This window comes from Pseudomonas sp. NPDC087342 (assembly GCF_044744265.1).
In the GTDB taxonomy this organism is placed as follows: domain Bacteria; phylum Pseudomonadota; class Gammaproteobacteria; order Pseudomonadales; family Pseudomonadaceae; genus Aquipseudomonas; species Aquipseudomonas nunensis.
The window spans coordinates 190,462-212,734 of the sequence record NZ_JBIUXZ010000001.1; the positions used below are offsets into that span (position 1 = coordinate 190,462).

Below are 22,273 nucleotides of genomic sequence, written 5' to 3' on the forward strand. Positions count from 1 at the left end.
TAGTCGGCAATTTGTCAGAGGACGACGAGGTGTAGGCGGGCTCGGTGGAAAATCCACAAAGCCTGTGCCTTACTGATTTTTCCCTTTGATGGAGTAATGGGCATGCGGCGTAGAGGCGCACAGTTCTGGCTCTGGAGTAACAGCCAATTACACGGTCGCAGTCACGATGAAGTGCTGCCCGACGGTACGCAGGTCGAGGTGCAGGCGCGGTTCAATCGTGAGCAGGTGACTCAGGTGTTCATCGGCGTGTACACCTGCGATGGCACGCCGCTGGCGGAAGAATTTTATGACCGTGAGGGCCATCCCACGTTGGCGAAAGCCCTGGCATGGGGCTGCACACGCGCCCAGGCGATCCTCACCACCGTGTCCGAATTCCGCGCGCCCCACCGGATTCAACTGACGGTGGGGGTGGTGGTGGACGATCCTTGTGAATTGGCCTTGCGCCATATGGAAATGTCCGCAGACGAAAGCCTTCGGCTCAAGCGTCGGGACGCCTGGGACGAGTACCTGGACGCCAAGCAAGCCGTGCTGGACATGATGCGTTCCAGCAAGGTGGACAGCGAGGTCTGGGAAACCCAGAAACGCAGGCTGCGCAACGCCATCGATCGCCGGGCGGCGCTGCGGCATACCTGGCCCTGCGACTGACACTCAAGGCATCGCTTGTTCCTGCCGAGTGAGGCAGGCCAACAGGCACGAGGGGTCGAGCACCTCGTCGTTGACGTAGATCCCGCGTTCCGGGTCGTAGGATCGGATAAACACCCGCACGTTGGCATCCGCCACGGTGGGCAGTTGCGAATCGTAGAACACATGCTCAGTAGCGATCGGGATGAAATCCTGAGGCGCGCTCGGGATGTATGAGCGCGGTGGCACGGAGTTCAAGGTCGGCGGCGCCGGGTGCGCGAAGGGCTGGTTGGGTCCGTAGTAGATCAGTGCACTGCTGGAGCTTTCAGTCTGCATGGGACTTTCGTCCGCATGCACCGCGCTGGCGGCAGTCAGAAGGGCGATGAAGCACAGCGTCAGATCGGTTTGTTTCATGGCGACACCTGCGTACTCGGTTTTCCCGCATTTCCCCAAGGCCTTTAACTATAGCTGCCTTGCGCTGATGCGTTCGCGCGGCCCGGATTACAAGTTCGCAACAAAGCGCCGATGGGCTTTTCCAGCGGCTGATCTAGACTCGTGCCGGTCAATAAAAACGAGATCTGGAGTGCGCAATGGACATGCCAACCAAACAACAAGCCGTCGCCAGCAACCGTGAGGCGTGGAATGACTCTGCAAGGCATCACAAAGACAATCCCGAATGGCTGGCCGTGCTCGACGCCGTCAGCCAGGCCGATTTTTGCTGCATCGATGACACCCTGCGCAGTGTGCTGGAACAAGTGGGCGTCGAGGGCAAGGACGTGGTGCAACTGGGCTGCAACAACGGCCGTGAAAGCCTTTCGCTATTTGCCCTGGGCGCGCGGCGGGTGGTGGGGGTCGATCAGTCTGCAGCGTTTCTCGAACAGGCACGGGAACTGACGGCGCGTTCGCCGCATGATGCTGAATTCATTGAAGCGGATATCCATCATCTGCCGACGACGTTGCACAACCGTTTCGACATGGCACTAATCACCATCGGTGTCTTGAACTGGATGCCGGACATTGCCGAGTTCTTCCGCCATGTCGCAAAAACCCTCAAGCCGGGCGGCGCAGTGGTGATCTACGAAACCCACCCGTTCCTGGAAATGCTCGACCCCGAAGCCACCGACCCTTATCGGCTGGACAGCTCGTACTTCCGCAGCGAACCGTTCGTGCAGCATCAGCCAATCGTCTACGAAGGCAAAGTCGAACAACCGGCCAGTCCGTCCTACTGGTTCGTCCACACCCTCGGCGCGATCTTCACCGGCGCCATCGACGCCGGATTGCAGATCAGCCACTTCAAGGAATACCCGCATTCCAACCGCGAAGAACTGTATGACCGGTATGAAAAACAAGTGGCGCAGTTGCCGTTGTGTTTCACGTGGGTGGCGGTGAGGCGAGGAATCTAGCGCAGGAGCACTTTTCAGAGATTCGAATGATTGAGGTTGTGACCTGGCTGCGCATAGAGATCAATTCCGAGGGCGTGAATGACCTTTAGCACCGTATCAAAACGTGGTTTTGCACCCGGAGCGAAGGCCTTGTAGAGGCTTTCGCGCCCCATCCCGGAATCTTTGGCGATTTGTGTCATGCCACGGGCTTTTACCACGTAGCCGATAGCGCGGAGAAACTCTTCGTTGTCGCCCTCTGCCAGTACCTGGGAGAGATATTCGCTGATGGCCTCATCACTGTCGAGCAGCGCTGCCATGTCGAATGTCGTCAAAGTTTGGCTCATGGTTAAACCTCCTTTGCCATTTTTTTTGCACGCCGGATATCAGAGCTTTGCGAGGATTTGTCGCCGCCGGCCAATAATACGATGACCACGCCGTTTCGCATGGTGAAGTAGATTCGATAGCCTGCACCAATGTCCACGCGCATTTCGGAAACACCATCACCCAGCGACTTGATGTCGCCTAGATTACCCGCAGAGGCACGATCAATGCGACGAGCGATGGCGAACTTTGCCCGTAAGTCACGAACTGAGACGTGCCATGCCGAGAAAGTATGTGTTTGTTGAATAAGATAGTTCATTGCTGGACTGTATCTATATGGATACGGTCCAGCAGTCAGGCTTTTCTTGGGTTAAGGGTGTTTTCTTCCCACAAGGGTGTGGGAAAACGGCGCCTTCGCGAGCAAGCTCGCTCTCACAGTTGTTTTGCGTCGTTCAGACAACCAGTCTCCAACCCCAATCCCTGTGGGAGCGAGCTTGCTCGCGAAGGCAATCCCGAGGACGCCTTCGCGGGCAAGCCTCGCTCCTACAAGGGATTGGGGCCAGGCACGGATTTTGTGGACTACACCAAACCAATGTAGGAGCAAAGCTTGCTCGCGAAGGCAATTTCAAGTACGCCTTCGCGGGCAAGCCTCGCTCCTACAGGGGATTGGGTCCAGGCACAGATTTTGTGAACAACACAAAACCACTGTGGGAGCGAGCCTGCTCGCGAAGGCAATCCCGAGGACGCCTTCGCGGGCAAGCCTTGCTCCTACAGGGGACTGGGGCCAGGCACGGATTTAGTGGACGACACCAAACCAATGTAGGAGCAAAGCTTGCTAGCGATGGCAATTTTGAAGACGCCTTCGCGGGCAAGCCTCGCTCCTACAGGAGATTGGGTCCCGGCACAGATTTTGTTAACAACACAAAACCAATGTAGGAGCAAAGCTTGCTCGCGAAGGCCATTTCGAGGACGCCATCGCGGGCAAGCCTTGCTCCTACAGAGGGTTCAGCGTTGCGCCTGACTTATCTCAAGCCCCCGCCGTTGCCCCAGCCACCACTGGCCGCCCTGGTTTGCGCAGTGGGTCGAGGCGCGAGCCTTGGTAGCGGGTTTCGCGGAAGAAGCGCCAGCGGCCGCCGAACAGGCCATAGACGTGGGTCACGCGGCCCTGTTCGTGGTAGCCCATGCGGATGTGCAGTTTCAGCGCCGGGATGTTGTGGGTTTCGCAAACGTCCACCACTTTGTCACAGCCTTGGGCGGCCATGGCCTCCCAGAGGGCGACCTGCACGTCCACCGACAGGCTGGTACCGAAATAGGCGCGGATCATTTCGCCGCCAAATTCGAAGAACTCCCCTGGCTTCACCGGAAACCAGCAGCCGTAATAGTGGCGGTCGTGGTAGTCCCGGGTGCTGCCCCAGATGAAGCCGACCGCGTGTCCTTCCTCGTCCAGGTACATGTGCCCGGTGTGGCCTTCGGCGGCGAGCTCGGCCATGGTTCCCACGCGATCACCGAAGTGCTTGGTGAACGCCACTGCGTTGTCCGCGGTAATGGTCACCTGACGCAAGCCAGAGTAGGGGCGCAACTTGTGCGGCGGCACCGGGCTGACCAGGTCGCGCTCCATCCACAGCAGCTCCCAATGGAAGAATACGTAGCGCTTCCAGAATGCCCGGAAGAGGTTGCCCAGACCTTTTTGCCTGATGCGTTCGCGTAGCTTTTCGATGACATTCATGACGCTCTCCTTAGCCGAGGCCAGGGTGTTGTGGGGAGGCTTTTGATGGGTATAGATGAAGCTTGCAAGTTCATGTCAAAGCGCCAGCTTTGAATATGTTGCAATGTGTGTAACTCATTCGAGTGCGGCTGTTCCGGCCTGAAAATCCCTGCTGACAACCGCATAAGAAACCCGCTCGATACCGGCAAGGCGCCGCTCTAGCACCTGCGTTAGCGACTCGCCGGGGTTCAGGTACGCATCGCCAAAATCCGCCCCGAGCTGGTTCGGATGAGCGACGATTTCCAGCAGACCGTCGGTCGGCACGGGAGCGTTGCGCAGGTCGACTGGCGTGCAGACATAGTCCGCCGTCGCCCCGGCCAAATTGTGCAGACGCCGGTTGAGCAAACCCTTGAACACGCGCTTGGGCAGGCTCAGGTTTTGCCCCAGATTCCGCGCCAGGCGCACGGCGACTCCTTGGCGTGCGGCGAAGCGCGCGACGATCTCGCCGATGGGCCAAATGTTGTGCACATGCTGGTGGGAATCGAGGTGGCTGGGGCGCACGCCGTTGTCCAGGCAGCGTTGCCATTGGGCCTCCAACTCGTCCATCACCGCTTCACGGTCCAGGCGGTTGAGCCAGAGGCTGTGGCGGGGCAGATTGAGGTCGAATTCACCCTGGCTGTCGCAGAACGTCGAGCGCTTGAGAATGCGCTGGCTCAATGGTCGACCGTAGGTGAGGTTGAAATGCAGGCCGATCCTTCCTGCCAGCAACGGATGCTGGGCCATGACGCACGCCGCTTCGAAGGCCGGCATGTTGGCCATGGCCGTGGCGGAGCTGATGACCCCGGCCTGGAAGGCGCCAAGGATCACCGCGTTTTCGCAAGGGCTGAGGCCAAAATCGTCAGCGTTGACTATGACTTGGTGAGGCATGTTTGCCCTCCATGGTTTTTTCAATAGGCGCCTGAGGCTGAATCGCTGGCGTGGAGACCGTGGCCACCGCTGCCGCGCGTTTCGCCCGCCGTTTTTGCAAGACCGGTTTGAGTCGCTGCCAGACGCGCAATGCCAGCCCCAGGACCAGCCCGCTCGGCCGCCAGGAATAGAAACTCCAGCGCCAGTGTTCGAGTTGCCCGGTCATGCGCTCGTGGAGTTGATGGCTGGAGTTTTCCAGGCTGACCCGCGAGGCATCGATCCAGTGCCAGTTGTCGTCCAGGCCCCAGCGAATCCACTCTTCGAGCAATACCCGGCCGCTGCCCAGATCGGCGTATTGCGGCAGGAACGCCAGGTTGTAATCGTACAGCCGACCCTGCTCCAGCAAGCCGAGGCGATAGCTGATGCAGCGGCCGTCCAGTTCGAGCACTACGACACGTACCAGTCCGCGAGCGGCGAGGGCGGTGAAAGCACGGTCCATCCATTGTCGATGGCGTTCGTCGGCGAAGATGCCGACGCCTTCATCGCCTTTCCAGCTCACCGCCTCGACTTCGCTGATGGCCTGCAACAGCGGGCCCATGCTCGTGGCGTCGGGAGTAATGCGCCGCACTTCGGCGCCACACGCCGCAATGCGTTTGCGCGCGCGACGCAGTTTGTAGCGCGGATCGCCCGAGACTTCCTGGCGATCCGCTTCGCTGATCAGGTGCACCGGCACCTTGCAACTGAGGCGCCGTTCACCGGTGGAACTGTGCGCCATCCACACCGTCAGGGCACTTTCTTCGCCCGTGGGTTCGGACAGCTCGTTGAGTTGCAACAAGGCATGAGGCATGCGGCGGCGAATCACGATCAGCGCCTTGCGGATGCTCTCGGCATCCAGGCAGGCGAGCAGCGCCAGGCGATCGGTCAGCGGATAGCCGAGGTGATGCACCACCCGGAACGGCCACCCGCCAAAGCGTTCGCGCGACGTCACCAGCGGCAGGCAGAGCGCCAGTTCATCACCCTGCCAGCCGAGCAGCACGTGCAGGCGCTCGCCGTCCTTGAGCGCCTGTTCCGCAGCGCCCAGCCAGGCCAGGGTGTTGAACGGTGTGTGGTCCGTCACTCGCAGGCGCAGTGCTTCATAAGCCGCTGCCGGAAAGTCCGGAGCGCACAGCGAAGTGCGCCATTCGAATCGCGTCGGCATCGGGTCAGGTCGCCTCTGCTGCAACAGCGGAGGGTGCCGGTTTGCGCAAGGCATCCAGACGCGATCCGCTGTAGCGGGTTTCACGGTAGAAGCGCCAGCGGCCAAACAGCTCGTAGACGTTCATGATCCGTCCTTGCTCCTTGTAGCCCATGCGAATGTGCAACTTGAGCGCTGGAATGTTGTGGAACTCACAGACATCCACCACTTTGTTGCAGCCCTGATCGGCCATGGCTTTCCACAGGTTCAGCTGGAAATCCACCGAGAGCGTGGTGCCCCAGTAGGCGCGTATCTGCTCACCGCCGAATTCGAAGAACTCGCCCGGTTTGACCGGGAACCAGCAGCCGTAATAGTGCCGGTCGTGGTAATTGCCTTTGCTGCCCCAAATAAAGGCCACGGCATCGCCGTCTTCATTCAGGTACATGTGCCCGGTATGCCCTTCGTTCGCCAGTTCGGCCATGGTGCCAATGCGATCACCGAAGTGTTTGCCAAAGGCCACGGCGTTCTGCGCAGTGATGGTTTCCAGGCGCAGCGGCTTGTAGGGCCGCAGCTTGTGCGGTGGGATCGGGGTGACCAGGTCGCGCTCCATCCAGATCAATTCCTGATGGGAAAACACGTAGTGCTTCCAGATCTTCTGGAGCGTGGCGCGCAGGCCTTTTTGTTTAATGTGATCGCTGAGTTTTTTCAGAATACTCATGTTATGTACTCCTGACGGGATCGGCCGTGGTGGGAGTGGTGCAACGCGCGGCAACATGCCTGCGCGACTAACATATTCGATGGCGGTCATGAGGCGATCCAGCTCAGGGCGAACAGGGTTTCCCCTGGCAAATCGAAGCTGACGCGACCGTCCTTGCAGTGGAACGGCGCGTCACGGCTGCGGTTGTCGGCGCCGAAGTAGCGCAAGGAGCCTTTGACCATCGGGCAGGTCGCCCCGGCCAGGTCGACACGTTGCAAGCGCGTGCCTTTGTTGACCCCCAACAGGCTGCGTTGCGCGTCGGTGGCCATGGCCAGCACGTCGACTTCGAAGGCGTCGTTCTCCAGGCGCATCACATCGTGCAGCCAATGCTGCTGAATGAACTGCTGGGCCAGGCCCACCGGCTTCAACTCGAAATGTTCGTCATCCAGGACCTTGAACATGCCCTTGGGGTAGTTCGGTTCATCGTTGGCCTGGAACCAGTTGAGCATTTCCAGCAAACCGTCCTGGGACGAGTTGATCACCACCGAGGCCCACCACAGCGAGGCGAAATGGGTTTCCTGGTCGTAAGGGCTCAGGCTCGAACCGCTGGACATGTTGGTCTGGTCGAGCAGCAGCGCTTTACGCGGCCGACCCTGAGCGTCCAGCCCGACAAGGTCGGCGGCGCGCCGCACGCTGTCGCGGTAGACCCGAGTCGCCAGCAGGTCGCGAATCATCCATTCGTGCCACGCCAGTGCATCGATCTGATCGCCGGATTCGGCCAGCAGACGCCGTGCCCAATCGATGCCGCGCTTGTCCGCCGCGTTGTCGGCGAAGGGGCCGTTGACCAGTCGTGAACTGGCGGGCATGGCGATGCGGATACCGGCCTTGGCGTTGTCCGGATTGCTGCGAACTTGCCGGGCCATGCTGTTGAAGATGCTTTGGTAATTGGCGTAATCGGGGTAGTTGAGGTTCGGCTCGTCGGCGAACCCGATGTAGTGCGTGCCTTTGCCGCCAAGGGCGCGGGTGCTGGCGAGCCAGGCGTCGAGGCCGCCATTGCTCGTGGTGTCGGCGCGCAGATCGGCCTGACGTTGGCTGCCGGCCAGCAAGGTGATGTCCTGGGTGATGCCGAAACGGTCCTGATACAGCTGACGGAACGCGTCTTCGTAGTGCGGCTTTTTCGCCAGGATGTCGACGAAACTGTAGTAACTGGCCGCCTGCGGCTTGAGCGCATCGAGCACCGCAAAACTCGACGGCGGCGGCAGCACATAAGGCAGGGCGATGCCCAGGTTCGGGGTCGGGCCGAGCACTTCTTTGTGCAGCGTCAGGCGCGTCTGGCCATCGTCTTCACGTAGCGGTTTGAGTTGCTGCGGCGTCTGCGCGAACAGGTTGGCGGTGCCGTCGAGCCAGAATGCCGCTTTGCCGCTGCCGTTCAGGCGCAGGCGCCAGACTTGTTCGCGGTCGCTGACCGGCAGTGCGACTTGATCGAATTGCCAATAGGCGCGATAGGGTTTGAGGGCCAATACCCGTTGTTGGTTGTCGCCCACCCGTGTGGCTTGCAGCGCACTGACGCCGCCCTGGAACTTGCCGGCCAGCACCGCGTGTTCGCCCGCTGCCACCTTGAAAAACAGTTCGTCGTCGTCACGGGTTTCGGCACTGAAATGCACCTTGGCCGGGGAGAACAGTGCCACGGTGCGTTCGTCGTGTTCGATCTTGTAGCGGCGGAAGCTGTAGCCCGGAATCTCCAGTCGATAACTGGCGGCGCCCGGCGCCAATGGCCAGCTCTGGGTGCCCCGGGTTTCACTGGCGGCAATCAGGCGTTCGCCCGACAGTTTGCCTTGGCCGTCCACCAGATAGATCTGTTCTTCATTGGCATCCGCCTGCCACGCCGGGGTCCAGCGCACGGTCACGGTGTCGGGACGATCCGTTTGCAGGTACAGGCTGCCGTCGCGAATGTCGGCCCAACGCATCGACGCCGCCTGAGCATCGAGCACCAGGCCCAATCCCAACAGCAGCGCCAGGCGTTTCATGCCGACTTCCTCTGCAGCATCAGCAGCATCGGCGCGACGTCGCTGGGCAGGATGATCAGGGTTTGCCAGACCGGCACGCCACTCAACCGGCAATACAACACCAGCAGCGCGATGGTCACTGCGAGGTAGGCAATGGACGACGCGGCGGCGGCGCCGACGATGCCGTAAGTCGGGATCAGCAGCACATTCAGCGCCAGATTGAGCAGGGCGCTCACGCCCATCATCAGCGAGATCGTGCCGGGGCGATTCTTGCCCAGCAGGTCCAGGCGCAGGATGCTCGCGTAACACAGGCCGAACAGCCCCGGCAGCAGTGCGAGCAAGGCCGGATACGCCGGTTGATACGCGGCACCGAACAGCGTGACGATCAGCCATTCGCCGATCACCGCCATGGTCAGGCACGCGCCGAGCATCACCGTGGCGGTCAGGCGCAGGGCCAGCGGCGTGACTTTGTCGATGCCTTCTTCCTGTTGCAACAGGCGTTTCATCAGCGGGGTGGTCACCGCTTCCGGGACGATCAGCAGCAACTCGGCGGCGGCGCTGGCCATCGCGTAATGACCAAGCGCGGTGCTGCCGAGCAGGGCGCCGATAAACAAGTAATCGGAACGCAGGATCACTTGCTGGAACAACAAATCAGGATGGCTGCGAGCGCTGTAGCGCAGCAGTTCATTTTGGCTGGCGCGGTCCCATTGCAGGGTCAGCGGTTGATTGCGCTTGAGCCAGACCCAACCGGCCAGCACCACCAGGCTGATGCCTGCCAGCCAACTGATCAGCGCGGCTTCGAGGGCGGCGGTTTTCCACATCCAGAACAGGGCGAGGAACAACAGCAGCGGCGTCAGGGATTCGATCAGGCGCAAGGCATTGAACGCGACCACGCCACCCGACGCGTTGTGCAAGGTCAGCAAACCACTTTTCAACACCGTCAGCGGCACCGCCAGCAGCAACAGCCAGGCCAGCAGACCCAGCTGCGTGGTGATGTCGAGTTGGCTGCCGAATTCCCGGGTCAACGCCACCACCAGCAAGGTCAGCAGCAGCGCCAGAAAACAGCCGAACACCAGCACCTGACTCAGCAACAAACCCATCGGCCGTTGCTTGGCGGCCTGATAACCCACCGCCGAATTCAAGCCACCGCTGGTGGCGGCGCTGATCAAGTCGGGCAGGGTGCTGAGCAGTGCAAATAAGCCGCGCTCGCTTGGCCCGAGAATCCGCGCGAGCAACACGTTGCGCAGCAACCGCAGGCCGATCATCGCCAGTTTGGTGCCCATGCTCAGGGCCAGGTGCTTGAGGTAATGGCTGCGGCTCATGGGCGTGCCCCGCGGTAGATGCGCCAGGACAGCAATTCCGGATTACGCGCGGTGCGTTGGCTGACGCCGAAGCGTGGCAAGGCCAATGGTTCGCCAGCGCCGCGATAAATGCCGGTGCCGGTGCCCAGGGCGAACGGAAAATCATGCGCGGCAACTTGTTGCCGAACTCGCGCATCGTGGTCGCCGTTGGGGTAGCAGTAGACTGGCAGCGGCCGGTTGCAACCGTTCAACAGCGCATCGCGGCTGCGGCTCAGTTCTTCTTGCAAGCGTTGATCATCGAGGCCGGTGAGGATCGCGTGACTGGCGCCGTGGGGGCCGAAGCGCACCAGCCCGCCGGCTTCCAGCGCGCGCACTTGCTGCCAGTCGAGGGCCTGGGGCTGCGACTCTTCAGGGCATTCATCAGTCAAGCGGCTCAAGTCGTCCGGTGCCAGGGTTTTCAGGCTTTGCAGAAAGTGCAGCAAGGTCAGGCTGCGGCGCTGCACGTCCAGGTCATCCATCAGCACCGGCAATGGGCGACCGACCTGTTGCAGGCATTCGATCAGGTGCATCCGGGGTTTTTCGCCATGGCTGCACCAGAGGGTTTCGCCGATACTTTCCCACCAGAAACGCTGGCGGCTGCCAATGAAATCGGTGGAGAGAAAAATGCTCGCCGGCACCTGATATTGCTTGAGTAACGGGAAGGCATTTACCGCGTTGTCGCGCCAGCCGTCATCGAACGTCAGGGTGACTTTCGGCCGTTCCGAGCGCTGGGTGCCGGGGTGCAGGATGTCCATCAACGGCACGCAGTCGAAGTGCTTTTTTAGCCAGACCAGCAAGTGCTCGAAAGCCTTGGGCCCGACGCACAGTTCATTGCGATGGGGCAGGTCGGCGGCGCGGTCGTTGGCCAGCACCCGGTGCAACATCAGAATCACCCCGGCGCCGTGCAGCTGATTGCGCCCCACCGGGGAGTTGAGGTAGAGCCAGCCACTGGTGCGTTTTAATAATTGTTTGATCGCCATGGCACGCGCCTCTCATCGATTTTGCTCGGGGTTCCACTGGCTGTAACGCTGGCCACGCAGGAACTGCCACAGACCAATACTCATCCCGGCAAGGGTCACCAGGAGGAACGCGGCGAGGCGAAAGGGTTTGGGCAAACGGTGTTGCACATCCAGCAGACCGGCAATGGCCACCGCGTAACCGAGCAGTTGCGCCACCAGAAACAATTGATAGAAACCGTGCTCGTTCCACAGCCAGAAGTTGCTCAGCAGCAACGGCAGCAACAGGATTGGCGCCAGACGCCGGATCAGCTTGTGGCTGATCAGCGCAATCGAATACAGACCATGCTTCAGCGGATTGAGCAGCTCGCTGCGCTGGGCCAGGCTTTGCAGGCCACCAACGGTGACGCGCTGGCGGCGACGGAATTGCTTGTCGGCTTCATCGACGCCGTGGTCGATCACCTGGGCCTCGGGCACATAGACGATGCGTTTGAACGCCACCGGCGCGCAGGTGCTGATAAAGAAATCGTCGTTGACCTCCGCCGGCACGTTCTGGAACAGCTCGCGGCGCAAAGCGAGCAGCGCGCCGTCGGCGGAGACCATGCAACCGGTGCGATTTTCCACCCGGCGCAACCAGCCTTCGTAATGCCGATACAGGCTGTCGCCGATGCTCAGGCCACCGCCGGTGACCGGGATCACCATGTGCCCGGCGCAGGCCCCGACTTTCGGATCGGCCAGCGGCGCGAGCAAGTGGCCGAGGGTGTCACGGGACCATTGGTTGTCGGCGTCGGTGAACACCAGAATATCGCCGGTGCTCAGCGCCACGCCGGCATTCAGGGTCGCGGCCTTGCCCTGACGGGGCAGGTCGAGCACGCTGATGCGCGGGTCGATGACCTTGTGCGCGCAGGCCACCGTGTCATCGGTCGAACCGTCGCTGACCAGAATGATTTCCATCTTCGCAGGCTGGTAATCCTGGGCGAGCAGGGTGCGCAACTTGTGTTCGATGTGCCGCGCTTCGTTGTGTGCAGCGATCACGATGCTCACGTTCAGCGGCGCCGCCAGCCCGTGCTGGCGCGCCGGAAACAAGGGCGCCAGCAGCGTCAGCAACAGCGGATAGCCGAGGTAGGCATAGACCGGCAATAACAGGCACATCCAGAAAATGAATTCAGCCACGGGCGGGCCTCCTGGCATTCCAATGACACAGACTGAGGATGAACGCGGCGCCGGCCAGGTGCAGGCGCACCCAGTGCAGGCCCCAGAGTTGCAGGGTCAAACGGATATCGCGGTGTTTCAGGCTTTGGCGCAGGCTCAGGATCAGCGCCGGTAACGAAGTAATCATCACCATGATTGCCGCATGGTGCGGGAAGCCATTGAACAGGGCCGAGATCGCCATGAAGTCCAGCAGCCACACCACCAGCGACAGCAACGGAAATCGCAGCAGACGCAGGCTGAATCCATGGGTGCGCAGCAGTTGCAGATGACTGCCCTGGCGCCACATTTCCTTGCCCATCCATTCGCGCCAACTGCTCTCGTAACCCCAATGCAGGGCGACGCTTTGATTGACCGCGAGCAAGCGCGCGCCGGCCTGGTTCACGCGCATGGTGAAGTCTTTGTCTTCGCCGGTGCGCAGGGTTTCGTCAAAGCCGCCGACCTGGTCGAACCAGGTGTGGCGCATCAGCAAATTAGCGGTGGGCAGCCACTGCACCGCGTGCAGGGTTTGGGTCGGAGGGCGCAGGGTGCGGCGTTGCCAGGCATCGGCATACCACGGCGCTTCGGCCGGGGTGTGCAGGTCCAGGCCGAACACATCGGCCTGGGCGCCGGCGTCGAGTTCGAACAACAGGCTCAGCCAGTTTTCGGGCATCTCGATGTCGGCATCAATAAAGGCCAGCCATTCCCCGGTGGCCACTGCCGCCCCGCGATTGCGCAAGGCACCGATCAGCAAACCGGGAAGCACCAGCACTTGCGCGCCGAACTGCCGGGCAATCTGCGGGCCGTGATCGTCGGAACCGTTGTCGACCACAATCAGTTCGCACTCCACGCCCGCCGCATCGGCAGCCTTTTGCGCGGCGAGCAAGGTGCGGCCGATGTGCCTGGCTTCGTTGAACATCGGGATCACTATGCTGACTCGGCTCATGCCTTGGCCTCCTGCACTGGGGCTTCTTCAGCTTTGAGGCGCAGCACGCTGGTCAGGGCGAGCATGATCCACACGTACTTTTGGTTGGGCGCACTGAGGAACATCAAAAACAGCGTCAGCGACAGGAAACTCATGCCCAGGTGGGTCATCAGGTCGGCCTGTTGCCAATCACGTCGCTGCAGACAGGCGCGGCGTGCACGAATCAGGTTGTACAGGCCGAGGCCGAGCATGCCGACGAACAACAGGCCGGCGGGAACCCCCAGTTCGCTGAAGATTTCCAGGTAGGTGTTGTGGGCGCGGCGATACAGGTCGCCGACTTTGCGATTGGCCGAAAACGCCTTGGCATAACCGGTGGTGGCGTAGTGCAGCGGGAAGGTCCCGGGGCCGGAGCCGAGCAACGGGTTCTCGCGGATCATCTGGCTGCCGACCACGATGTACGAGGCGCGACGGCCGAGGGATTCGTCCTGGCTCTTGGCGCCGGCGCTCAAGATGCTCAAGGACTGAATGCGCGCGATATACCCGGCCGGCATCGCATAGATCGCCAGCGGAATCGCGATCACCAGGCCGAGCATGGCGAACCCCAGGTGGCGTGGCCGAATGCGCGTCAACTCTACGCGATAGTGCCAGACACCGATCATCAGGCTGAGGAACAGCACCACCAGCCCGGAACGCGATTCGGTCTTGGTCATGCCGCCCAGCAGCACCAGGCAGCAGACACCCCAGAACAGCCGGTGCAACAGGTTCGGGCTGCGAATCACCAGCAGCAGGCCCATGGGCACGGCGAAGGCGATCAGCATGGCAAAGGCGTTGGCATCTTCCAGCAGGCCGGAAGCGCGCCCCTGGTCCTGATACTTGACGGAAAGCATCGTCATGGCGCAGGTGGTCGCCACGCTGAGGGTGACCAGTTTGGCGAACAGGTCCAGGTTCAACTCGCGACCGACCAGCAGCGTGATGACAAACAGGATCAGGCCGACACTCAGCTCCCGCAGGTGCCCCATCGAGATGCCCATGTCATCGGTATTGAGCGTGCTCAGCAGGTACAACACCATGAACCAGATCAGGTAGCGCCAGATGTTGCTGCGCAGGCGTTCGGACGGAATCTGGTGGATGGCCAGTTGCAGCATCAGGATCAGCGCCAGCGAGGCACCGAGGAATTTGGTCCCCGACAGCGCACTGTCCTTGAAGAAGCCCTCGAACGGCACCAGGGCGGCGATCCCCAGCAAGCCCCAACCGGGCTTGCGATAGAGCACCGCGACACCCACCAGGCCGATGACCGCGCCCGGTGCCAGAAACGGATAAGGGCTGGCCAGCAAACCGAGGCAGACCAGGCCGAGCAGACTGATGATCGAGAGCGGAAAGATCACGCGCGTGCCTCCCGTGCAGTACGGATATAAAGCTGCGACCAGCGTTCGGCCAAGGCCTTGAGGTCGTAGCGATCCAGTTGCGTACGTCTTGCGTTGTCGCTCAGTTCGCGGGCCAGGGCCGGTTCGCTGAGCAAGGTGCCGATCTGCTGCGCGAGGGCAGCGCTGTCGGTCGGTTCGGCAAGCAAACCGTTGTGCCGTTCTTCCAGCACATCGGGAATCCCGCCGACACCGAACGCCACCACCGGCACGCCGGCCTGCATGGCTTCAAGCAAAATCATCGGTGTGCCTTCGGTGCGCGAGCTGATCACCAGCGCATCGAGTCGGCGCCACCACGGCCCCATGGCGGTCTGGTAGCCGGGCAGGGTGATGCGTTTCTGCAAACCCGCGTCGTTGATTCGTGCCAACAGGCTGTCGCGTTCCGGGCCGTCGCCGAGCATCACGGCGTCCAGTTGCGGGTACTGCCGACACAAAGGAATCAGCGCATCGAGAAACAGGTCCGGACCTTTTTCACTGCTCAGCCGCCCGACGTAACCGGCCAGCCAACGCTGGCGTTTGACGTTGTGCGGCAGCAGGCCCTTGGCCGCTGGCAATCCATTGGGGATCACCTGCAGCTTCTCCGCCCGCACGCTGGCCTTGCGGCACAACGTGGCGATACTTTCGGCAACGCAGACCACGCGATTCACCGAGGCGGTACGGCACAGTTGCAAACTCAGCCAGGTGTAGAACTTTTGCTTGCGGCTGCGCGGCGTGAAACCGTGCTGGGTAATCACCAGCGGCAAGCGCAACAGCGTCGCGCCGACCCAGCCAAACAACAGGCCTTTGAAGTTGTGCGTATTGATCAGCGGCTGTTCCGACCGCCGCTGACGCAGATGCCCCAGCAACGCCCCCAGCCCCGCGCAACCCTGGCAATCCACCCCGGCCTCGCGGAACCGTTCGATCAGGGCTGGCGGCGCATCGAGAAACAGCACCTGGTGCTGCCCCGGCGTCGCCAGGCAATGGTCCAACAGCATCCGCTCAGCCCCATAGAAGCCGCCGCTGCTGAGCAAATGAATGATCGGCAGGGCGCTGGAAGGGTTGAGCGGCGCGTTCAATTGCGCACCCAATGCACGAAGCTCGGCACGGTCCAGTTGCGGTGCGGATTGCTCGGCAACATGTTCTGCTCGTTGATCACCAACAGCACCGGCAGGTCCAGTTCATGGGTGATTTGCGCAGGATGTTTGAAGCGGTGATCGAAGAACTCACGCACATAGACCAGGGCAATCGCCAGCAACAGACCGGTGAACAAACCGAACGGAATGATCAGGAACGGCTTTGGAAACGCTGGGGCGGTCGGTTCAAACGGCGGGCTGAGCACCCGGGCGTTCGACAGGTCGTTGTCCAGCGTACGAGCCGAGCTGCTTTCGGCGAAACGTTGAGCGTAAGTGCCGAACGCTGCGTGCAAGGCGTTGATCTCGGTGTCCATCTGCCGCAGCTTGCTCTGGGTTTCCTGCAACTGGTGAATACGGTTCTTGAAGTCAGCGATACGCGCAGTCTTCTGGGCGATCACCGAGCCGATAATCGCCAGGTCGCTGGTACGTTCCTGAATCCGGTTGCTCACCACTTTCAAGAACTGCTGACGGGTGCGAGAAATTTGCTCGCGGGTCAGCAGCATCGGTTCACTGCTTGGCTGGAACACCGCCAGGTCGTTCATGTAGCGGCTGACCTGGGTGGTCAGTGCTTCGCCCATTTGTTTGATCTCGCGATCTTCAAAGGCGACGTTGTCCACGGTGGTGGTGAAGGTGTAGGGGAAGGTGTAGTCGTTGAGTTTGGAGTTATTGGCAGCGGCCAGGCTGGACTTCAGGTATTCGAGCCAGCGTTGGCTTTGCAGCAGGCGATCCTGATACAGGTTGAGCGCTTGCTCCTCGGTGTTGATGGCGTTCAGGCGGAAGGTGATTTCCTCCTTGGGATCGGACGAGCCGATGGCCTCCAGCAACGCCAGCCGATTGCCTTCCAGGCCATCGAGACGCACCTCGTATTGTTGTTTCTTGGTTTCGTAGAAGCTTTGCGGCAGGTCGATGGACTGCAGTTCCTGACGGCTGACCAAATAGTTTTGCAGCAGTGCCGCGACGAATTTGGTGCCCTGCGCCGGATCGCCAAAGCTGTAGACAATCGAGATCACGTTCGAGCCCGGCAGGGTTTCGATCTTGAGTTTGTCTATGGCTTCCTGGGTCAACCCATCCAGCACCGTGTCGCGCACCGGATCGGTTTCCATTCCCAGCGCGGCTTTCGCCGGGTTGATCACGTACTCGCGCAGCGGCGTGGTGACAAAGCGTTTAAGCGGATCAGCCACCAGTTTGCTCAACATGCCGGGGCTGGGCGTGTACTCGCCTTTATCCCGCAACTCGCTGATGGTCTGACGAATCAGCGCCGGCGAACGCAGGATATTGCTCTCGGTTTCCATGTCCGCCAGTGACGGCGGAATGAAACTGGCATTCTCCTGATTCAGCGACGTGGTGGCGTCGCCCTGGGAGAGTTTTTTCGATTGGACGATGACTTGCGCGGTGATGTCGAAGCTCTGTTTGAGCACCAGCGGCAAGAGCAGGGCGATCACTGCAAAGACCAGGAAGACTCGTTTCACCAACTGCTTGTTGGCGAAGAAGATCCTGAAGAACTCGTGCAGGTAGTTTTCCTTCGGATTCATGTCAGATCACCTGAGAGTTAGTTGCTGTTGTCGTCTTTGTTGTCGAGGCGGTAGCCGAAACTCAGGCCCACACCCTGGAACAACACCACGTCCGCCAATTGCCGTGCGAGCTCACCGGCGCTGGCCAGTTTGGTCTTGGGCACGTAGAGCATGTCGTCCGGTTGCAGGTAGGCAATCTGGCTGGCATCCCCGGACAAGGCTTTTTCGACGTCATACCGCACGGCCTTAACCTGGTTGCCGTTGCGCCGCATGATCACCACCGAATCGAGCCGTGCCTTGATGTTGGCGCCCCGGGCGAGGGTCAACGCTTCCAGCACCGAGACCGGCCGGCGAATCGGGTAGGAACCCGGTTGACCGACTTCACCCAGCACGTAGATCTCGTTGCCCGCCGTGGACTTCAGCAACACGTCGACAGTCATCCGCCCCGGCAAGTCCGCATAACGTTTGTTGAGGAAGGTTTCCAGTTGGTTGACGGTCATGCCTTGCAGCGGCACCGAACCGATTTCCGGGAAACTCGCATAGCCGTCGGTGCCCACGGTGATCTCCCGGCTCATGCCGGTGCCAGGGTGGTTCAGCGAGCTCTTGAGGTTGGACTCGTTGCTCAGCGGGCTGATGATTTGCACCGTCAACTGATTGCGGTTGGGCTGGAACAGTTGTTTGCGCTGGTAGGCACGCTGGATTTCGGTCTTCGCTTCCTCGGCGGTCAGCCCTTCGATTCTCACCGACTGATTCGCGCCCGGCAGTTCGATGGTGCCGTCAGGCAGCACCAGTTGATTGCCGTTGAGCTGGCTGGCCGCCGTGAAGTTCAGGCCGATGGTGTCACCGGACTGCACGCGGTAGGCACTCGAACCGCTGGTGCTGATGTGGAAGATCACGTCCAGCACATCCTGCGGCCGCAAGGTCTGTTCGACCTTGGGCATGTCGGTGGCCTGGGCGTTGGCCGGTGAGGCCGTGAGGATCTGCACCGGTATGTTGGTTTCGGCAGTGCTGGAGCAACCCGCAAGCGGCAGCAACAGCAGGAGAAGCATTTTGGCGTTCATGGCGTCATCCTTTTCTGATTGCTTACAGGTTTTTGTAGAGCCATTTCGGCATGTAGTACTTGCGTCGGTTGAACACGCTGCCGACCAGTTTCGCGCCGGCCTGGGTCAGGCGCTGGACGGCGGCCTGGGCCACTTCCCAACGGGTGTCCTCGGCGCGCACGACCATGATCACGCCGTCCACCTGGGTGCTGATGACCAGGGTGTCGGCGGCGGAATACACCGCGTCGCCGTCGATCACCACAAAGCGGTAGCGGCTGCCCAACTGATCGAGTAGCGGGCTCAGGCGTTCGGCGGTCAGGTGCTCGTTGCCACGGATGTGCCGGCCGTTGGGCAGCACATCGAACGGCAGGCTGGAGACCTGCACCACGCAATCCTGCAGCAGCGGCGGGGTGCCGGTGCTGAACAGCAGATCGCGAAAGCCGCGCTCTTTTTGCAAGTTGAGCTGGGCCGTGAGGTTGGTCGCCGACTGGCTGGCGTCGACCAGCAGCACTTGGCCGCTGCTCATCTGCGCCAGTTGGCTGGCCATCGCCAGGGCACTGGTGGTGGTGCCTGCGCCGGGGTTGGCGGCGGTCAGGAATAGGATCCGCAGATCTTGATCGAGCACGGTCGAAGTCAGGTTGGACTCGCTCGGGTTGGCGATGCTTAGGGCTTTATTGGTTGAACCGTCCATTTAACTCGCTCCGTGGCCGCTGAATACTTTGAAGGGGGTTTTCAACAAGATCTTCAGATCAAGCAAAAGGCTCTGCTCGGCGATATAGCTGAGGTCCAACTCAACGCGCTGGTCGAAGTCAATATTGCTGCGTCCGGAGATCTGCCACAGGCCAGTCATGCCGGGGTAGATGCTCAGGCGTGCAAGGTGGTTATCCTTGTAGCGGTAGGCGTTGAACGAGGTGGGCCGAGGGCCGACCAGGCGCATGTCGCCGGTAAATACGTTGATCAGGTTGGGCAGCTCGTCGAGGCTGCTGCGCCGCAGGAACCCACCGATGCGGGTGATGCGCGGGTCTTTGTCGATCTTGAAATCGATCGCGTCGGCACCGTGCTTGTTGAGGTGGCGCAAGGACTCCTTGAGCTCCTCGGCGTTGGCCACCATGGTGCGGAACTTGTACATGCCGAACGAGCGACCGCGATAACCGGTGCGTTTTTGCACGAACATGACCGGGCCCGGGCTGCTGAATTTGATCGCCAGGGCCACGCCCAGCAACAGCGGCGAAATCAGCACCAGGATGACCAGGGCTCCGAAGCACGCCACCACCCGATTGGTGCGCGACAACGTCCAGGGCCGACCACCATCGCGACCGGTAATCCAGCCGCGACCCTGCATGTGGATCGCGGTGTCCAGGCGCATTCGGTGCTCGGGGTCCAGGCGTTTGTCACGACGCATATTCTGGAGTGGCACACCTTTTTCATGTCCAGTCATAGACTCCTCCGCTGTAGCTCTCAGCCCTGTAGCTCAGCCGCAAGCGGCGCGTGGGCGTGCAATGGGTAGTAATCGCGGAACCAGGCGACGAAGCGGCGAAGGCCCTCGTCGAGCTCGATGCGCGGGTGGAAACCGGTGTCACGTTCCAGTTCGTGGACATCGGCGCAGGTGTTGAGCACATCGCCCGGTTGCAGGGGAAGCAGCTCAACATTGGCTTTGCGGCCCAGGTGTTTTTCCATCAGGGCCAGGTAATCCTTGAGTTCCACCGGGTGCTCGCCACCGATGTTGTAGATCCGCCACGGCGCCATGCTGCTGGCGGCGTCCGGATGTTCGCGGTCCCATTCCGGCGTGGTGACCGGTGGCCGATCAACCAGGCGGGCGATGCTTTCAACGATGTCGTCGATGTAGGTGAAGTCGCGCTGGTGCTGGCCGTAGTTGAACAACTTCAACGGGCTGCCCTCGACAATCGCCTGGGCGAACCGGATCGGCGACATGTCCGGCCGGCCCCAAGGCCCGTAGACCGTGAAGAAGCGCAGCCCGGTGCTGGGAATGCCGAACAGGTGGCTGTAGCTGTGGGCCATCAGCTCATTGGCTTTCTTGGTGGCCGCGTACAACGACAGCGGGTGATTGACGCCATCGTGGGTCGAGTAGGGCGTGTGCTGGTTGGCGCCATACACCGAACTGGACGAGGCGTAGATCAGGTGCTTGACCGGATGGTGGCGGCAGCCTTCGAGAATGTTCAGGAAGCCGCTGAGGTTGCTGTCCAGATACGCCTTCGGGTTATCCAGCGAATAACGCACTCCGGCCTGGGCGGCGAGGTGAATCACCGCGTCCGGTTGCTCACGGGCAAACAAGGCTTCGATGGCCGGGGCGTCGGCCAGGTCGATTTTGGCGAGCGGGAAACTGCCGACCTGATCCTGCACCCAGCGCACTCGATCGTGCTTGAGTTGCGGGTCGTAGTAGTCGTTGAAGTTATCCAGCCCGCAGACCCGATGCCCGTCGCGCAGCAGCCGCAACACACAATGGGCACCAATGAATCCCGCCGCTCCCGTCACCAGAATCTTCATGGGCGCAGTACCTCCGGAACGATGTGCCGAAGGCCGATGCCGCTGTAATGCAAACCGGCGGCGGCAACCTGTTCCGGGTTGTAGAGGTTGCGTCCGTCGATGATCACTTTGGAGCGCAATTTGCTCGCCAGCAGATCGAAATCCACCACCCGGAAATTCTTCCACTCGGTGCAGATCACCAGCGCATCCGCATCTTCCAGGGTGTCGTCGCGGGTGGCGCACAGGTGCAGGTCATTGCGGTAGCCGTAGATGCGCCGGCATTCGGACATGGCTTCCGGGTCATAAGCCTGCACACTCGCGCCTTCGGCCCACAGCGCATCCATCAGGTAACGGCTCGGCGCTTCGCGCATGTCATCGGTGTTGGGCTTGAAGGCCAGGCCCCAGACCGCGATGGACTTGCCGGCCAGGCCTTGAGGGAACTGGGCTTTGAGTTTGCTGAACAGGATGTGCCGCTGCGTGTCGTTGACGTCAGTCACGCTGCGCAGCAGACGCAATGGCATGCCGTTGTGTTCGGCGGTGTGCAGCAGGGCGCGCAGGTCCTTGGGGAAGCACGAACCGCCGAAGCCGCAACCGGGGTAGATAAAGTGATAACCGATGCGCGGGTCCGAGCCGATGCCTTTGCGCACCGCTTCGATGTCGGCGCCCAGCAGTTCGGTGAGGTTCGCCAGTTCGTTCATGAAGCTGATGCGGGTGGCGAGCATCGCGTTGGCCGCGTACTTGGTCAGCTCGGCGCTGCGGTTGTCCATGAACATGAGCTTTTCATGGTTGCGGCAGAAGGGCGCGTAGAGTTCGCTCAACTGGTTGCGCGCGGTTTCGTCGTTGGTGCCGACGATGATCCGGTCCGGGCGCATGCAGTCGGCGAGGGCGCTGCCTTCCTTGAGAAATTCGGGGTTGGACACCACCCGCACGGCCAACGCGTCTTTGCCCCGGCGGTGCAGTTCTTCGCTGGCGGCTTCGGCGACCTTGTCCGCGGTGCCGACCGGCACGGTGGACTTGATGATCAGGGTGCGATCCGCTTCCATGAATCTGGCGATCTGCCGGGCCACGTTCAGCACGTGGCTGAGGTCGGCGGAACCGTCTTCATCGGCTGGCGTACCGACCGCAATGAAGATCAATTCGGCATGTTCCACCGCATCACTGGCCTGGGTCGTGAATAACAAACGGCCGGCCTTGATGTTCTCTTCCAGCGTTCCGGAAAGTCCCGGTTCACTAATTGGTGGAACTGCTTGTTGCAACTGCTTGATCTTGTTCGGATCGATATCAACACACAGCACGCGATGTCCGACATCGGCCAGTGCGGCTGCTTGTATCAGGCCAACGTAGCCCGTACCAAATACGCTCACGTCCATATTGGCGTGCCTCGTAAGACGGTGGAAAGATCAGGAATTAGACTGTCAAAAGGGGTATAGCCCAGCCGTGGCAAACCGTGTCAGCAAAATGACATGTTGCAATGCTAGAACACC

General features: G+C 61.1%; 22 protein-coding genes. 2 read left to right on the forward strand and 20 right to left on the reverse strand.

Translation table 11 applies throughout. From position 1 onward, the window contains the following. Positions 1-102 precede the first annotated feature (102 nt). Complete coding sequence (locus ACIOYV_RS00885; protein ID WP_401320003.1) at positions 103-645, forward strand: hypothetical protein; 543 nt, start codon at positions 103-105, stop codon at positions 643-645. A 3-nt stretch (positions 646-648) separates the two neighbouring features. Here the strand turns inward: ACIOYV_RS00885 and ACIOYV_RS00890 are convergent, their stop codons facing one another. Further along, on the reverse strand, positions 649-1,035 hold the full coding sequence (locus tag ACIOYV_RS00890) for a hypothetical protein (protein WP_401320006.1): 387 nt from the start codon (positions 1,033-1,035) through the stop codon (positions 649-651). Between the two features lie 176 nt (positions 1,036-1,211). Between ACIOYV_RS00890 and ACIOYV_RS00895 the strand changes: the two genes are divergently transcribed. After that, positions 1,212-2,024 (forward strand): class I SAM-dependent methyltransferase, encoded by an 813-nt coding sequence (locus tag ACIOYV_RS00895; protein ID WP_401320009.1) that lies wholly within the window; start codon positions 1,212-1,214, stop codon positions 2,022-2,024. Positions 2,025-2,038: 14 nt separating this feature from the next. On the opposite strand, the gene ACIOYV_RS00900 is transcribed toward ACIOYV_RS00895, so the two are convergent. The 19 genes from ACIOYV_RS00900 to ACIOYV_RS00990 form a co-directional block, all read right to left on the reverse strand. Then, a complete protein-coding gene (locus ACIOYV_RS00900; RefSeq protein ID WP_163914020.1) occupies positions 2,039-2,347 on the reverse strand; it encodes an addiction module antidote protein in 309 nt (102 codons plus the stop codon). Between the two features lie 2 nt (positions 2,348-2,349). After that, positions 2,350-2,643, reverse strand: a complete 294-nt coding sequence (locus tag ACIOYV_RS00905; RefSeq protein ID WP_163914022.1) for a type II toxin-antitoxin system RelE/ParE family toxin — start codon at positions 2,641-2,643, stop codon at positions 2,350-2,352. A 708-nt stretch (positions 2,644-3,351) separates the two neighbouring features. Then, complete coding sequence (locus ACIOYV_RS00910; RefSeq protein WP_401320012.1) at positions 3,352-4,050, reverse strand: N-acetyltransferase; 699 nt, start codon at positions 4,048-4,050, stop codon at positions 3,352-3,354. Positions 4,051-4,164: 114 nt separating this feature from the next. Next, on the reverse strand, positions 4,165-4,956 hold the full coding sequence (locus ACIOYV_RS00915) for a ChbG/HpnK family deacetylase (RefSeq protein WP_163914026.1): 792 nt from the start codon (positions 4,954-4,956) through the stop codon (positions 4,165-4,167). Continuing rightward, positions 4,928-6,133: a GNAT family N-acetyltransferase gene (locus ACIOYV_RS00920; protein WP_401320016.1), complete on the reverse strand. Its 1,206-nt coding sequence runs from the start codon at positions 6,131-6,133 to the stop codon at positions 4,928-4,930. Before ACIOYV_RS00920 ends, ACIOYV_RS00915 begins: the two co-directional genes overlap by 29 nt. Positions 6,134-6,137: 4 nt before the next feature. Next, positions 6,138-6,827 carry an N-acetyltransferase gene (locus ACIOYV_RS00925; protein WP_401320019.1) on the reverse strand — a complete coding sequence of 230 codons (690 nt, stop codon included), beginning with the start codon at positions 6,825-6,827 and terminating at the stop codon, positions 6,138-6,140. An 86-nt stretch (positions 6,828-6,913) separates the two neighbouring features. Beyond that, positions 6,914-8,833, reverse strand: coding sequence for a hypothetical protein (locus tag ACIOYV_RS00930; RefSeq protein WP_401320022.1), 1,920 nt, complete (start codon positions 8,831-8,833; stop codon positions 6,914-6,916). Further along, positions 8,830-10,134 (reverse strand): lipopolysaccharide biosynthesis protein, encoded by a 1,305-nt coding sequence (locus ACIOYV_RS00935; RefSeq protein WP_401320025.1) that lies wholly within the window; start codon positions 10,132-10,134, stop codon positions 8,830-8,832. Before ACIOYV_RS00935 ends, ACIOYV_RS00930 begins: the two co-directional genes overlap by 4 nt. Next, positions 10,131-11,132, reverse strand: coding sequence for a polysaccharide deacetylase family protein (locus ACIOYV_RS00940; RefSeq protein WP_401320027.1), 1,002 nt, complete (start codon positions 11,130-11,132; stop codon positions 10,131-10,133). Before ACIOYV_RS00940 ends, ACIOYV_RS00935 begins: the two co-directional genes overlap by 4 nt. A gap of 12 nt (positions 11,133-11,144) precedes the next feature. Beyond that, positions 11,145-12,281, reverse strand: coding sequence for a glycosyltransferase (locus ACIOYV_RS00945; protein ID WP_401320029.1), 1,137 nt, complete (start codon positions 12,279-12,281; stop codon positions 11,145-11,147). Beyond that, a complete protein-coding gene (locus tag ACIOYV_RS00950; protein ID WP_401320030.1) occupies positions 12,274-13,242 on the reverse strand; it encodes a glycosyltransferase family 2 protein in 969 nt (322 codons plus the stop codon). Before ACIOYV_RS00950 ends, ACIOYV_RS00945 begins: the two co-directional genes overlap by 8 nt. After that, a complete protein-coding gene (locus tag ACIOYV_RS00955; protein ID WP_401320032.1) occupies positions 13,239-14,606 on the reverse strand; it encodes an O-antigen ligase family protein in 1,368 nt (455 codons plus the stop codon). Before ACIOYV_RS00955 ends, ACIOYV_RS00950 begins: the two co-directional genes overlap by 4 nt. Next, a complete protein-coding gene (locus tag ACIOYV_RS00960) occupies positions 14,603-15,697 on the reverse strand; it encodes a glycosyltransferase family 4 protein (protein ID WP_401320034.1) in 1,095 nt (364 codons plus the stop codon). The genes ACIOYV_RS00955 and ACIOYV_RS00960 overlap by 4 nt, the downstream gene beginning before the upstream one ends. Further along, positions 15,694-17,286, reverse strand: a complete 1,593-nt coding sequence (locus ACIOYV_RS00965; RefSeq protein WP_163914047.1) for a Wzz/FepE/Etk N-terminal domain-containing protein — start codon at positions 17,284-17,286, stop codon at positions 15,694-15,696. Before ACIOYV_RS00965 ends, ACIOYV_RS00960 begins: the two co-directional genes overlap by 4 nt. Positions 17,287-17,303: 17 nt before the next feature. Then, positions 17,304-18,326: a polysaccharide biosynthesis/export family protein gene (locus tag ACIOYV_RS00970; protein ID WP_163914049.1), complete on the reverse strand. Its 1,023-nt coding sequence runs from the start codon at positions 18,324-18,326 to the stop codon at positions 17,304-17,306. Between the two features lie 22 nt (positions 18,327-18,348). After that, positions 18,349-18,996, reverse strand: a complete 648-nt coding sequence (locus tag ACIOYV_RS00975) for a CpsD/CapB family tyrosine-protein kinase (protein WP_054614238.1) — start codon at positions 18,994-18,996, stop codon at positions 18,349-18,351. Continuing rightward, positions 18,997-19,743 (reverse strand): sugar transferase, encoded by a 747-nt coding sequence (locus ACIOYV_RS00980; protein ID WP_054051004.1) that lies wholly within the window; start codon positions 19,741-19,743, stop codon positions 18,997-18,999. A gap of 20 nt (positions 19,744-19,763) precedes the next feature. After that, positions 19,764-20,810 (reverse strand): NAD-dependent epimerase, encoded by a 1,047-nt coding sequence (locus tag ACIOYV_RS00985; RefSeq protein WP_401320039.1) that lies wholly within the window; start codon positions 20,808-20,810, stop codon positions 19,764-19,766. Next, positions 20,807-22,159, reverse strand: a complete 1,353-nt coding sequence (locus tag ACIOYV_RS00990; RefSeq protein WP_401320041.1) for a UDP-glucose dehydrogenase family protein — start codon at positions 22,157-22,159, stop codon at positions 20,807-20,809. Before ACIOYV_RS00990 ends, ACIOYV_RS00985 begins: the two co-directional genes overlap by 4 nt. Positions 22,160-22,273 lie beyond the last annotated feature (114 nt).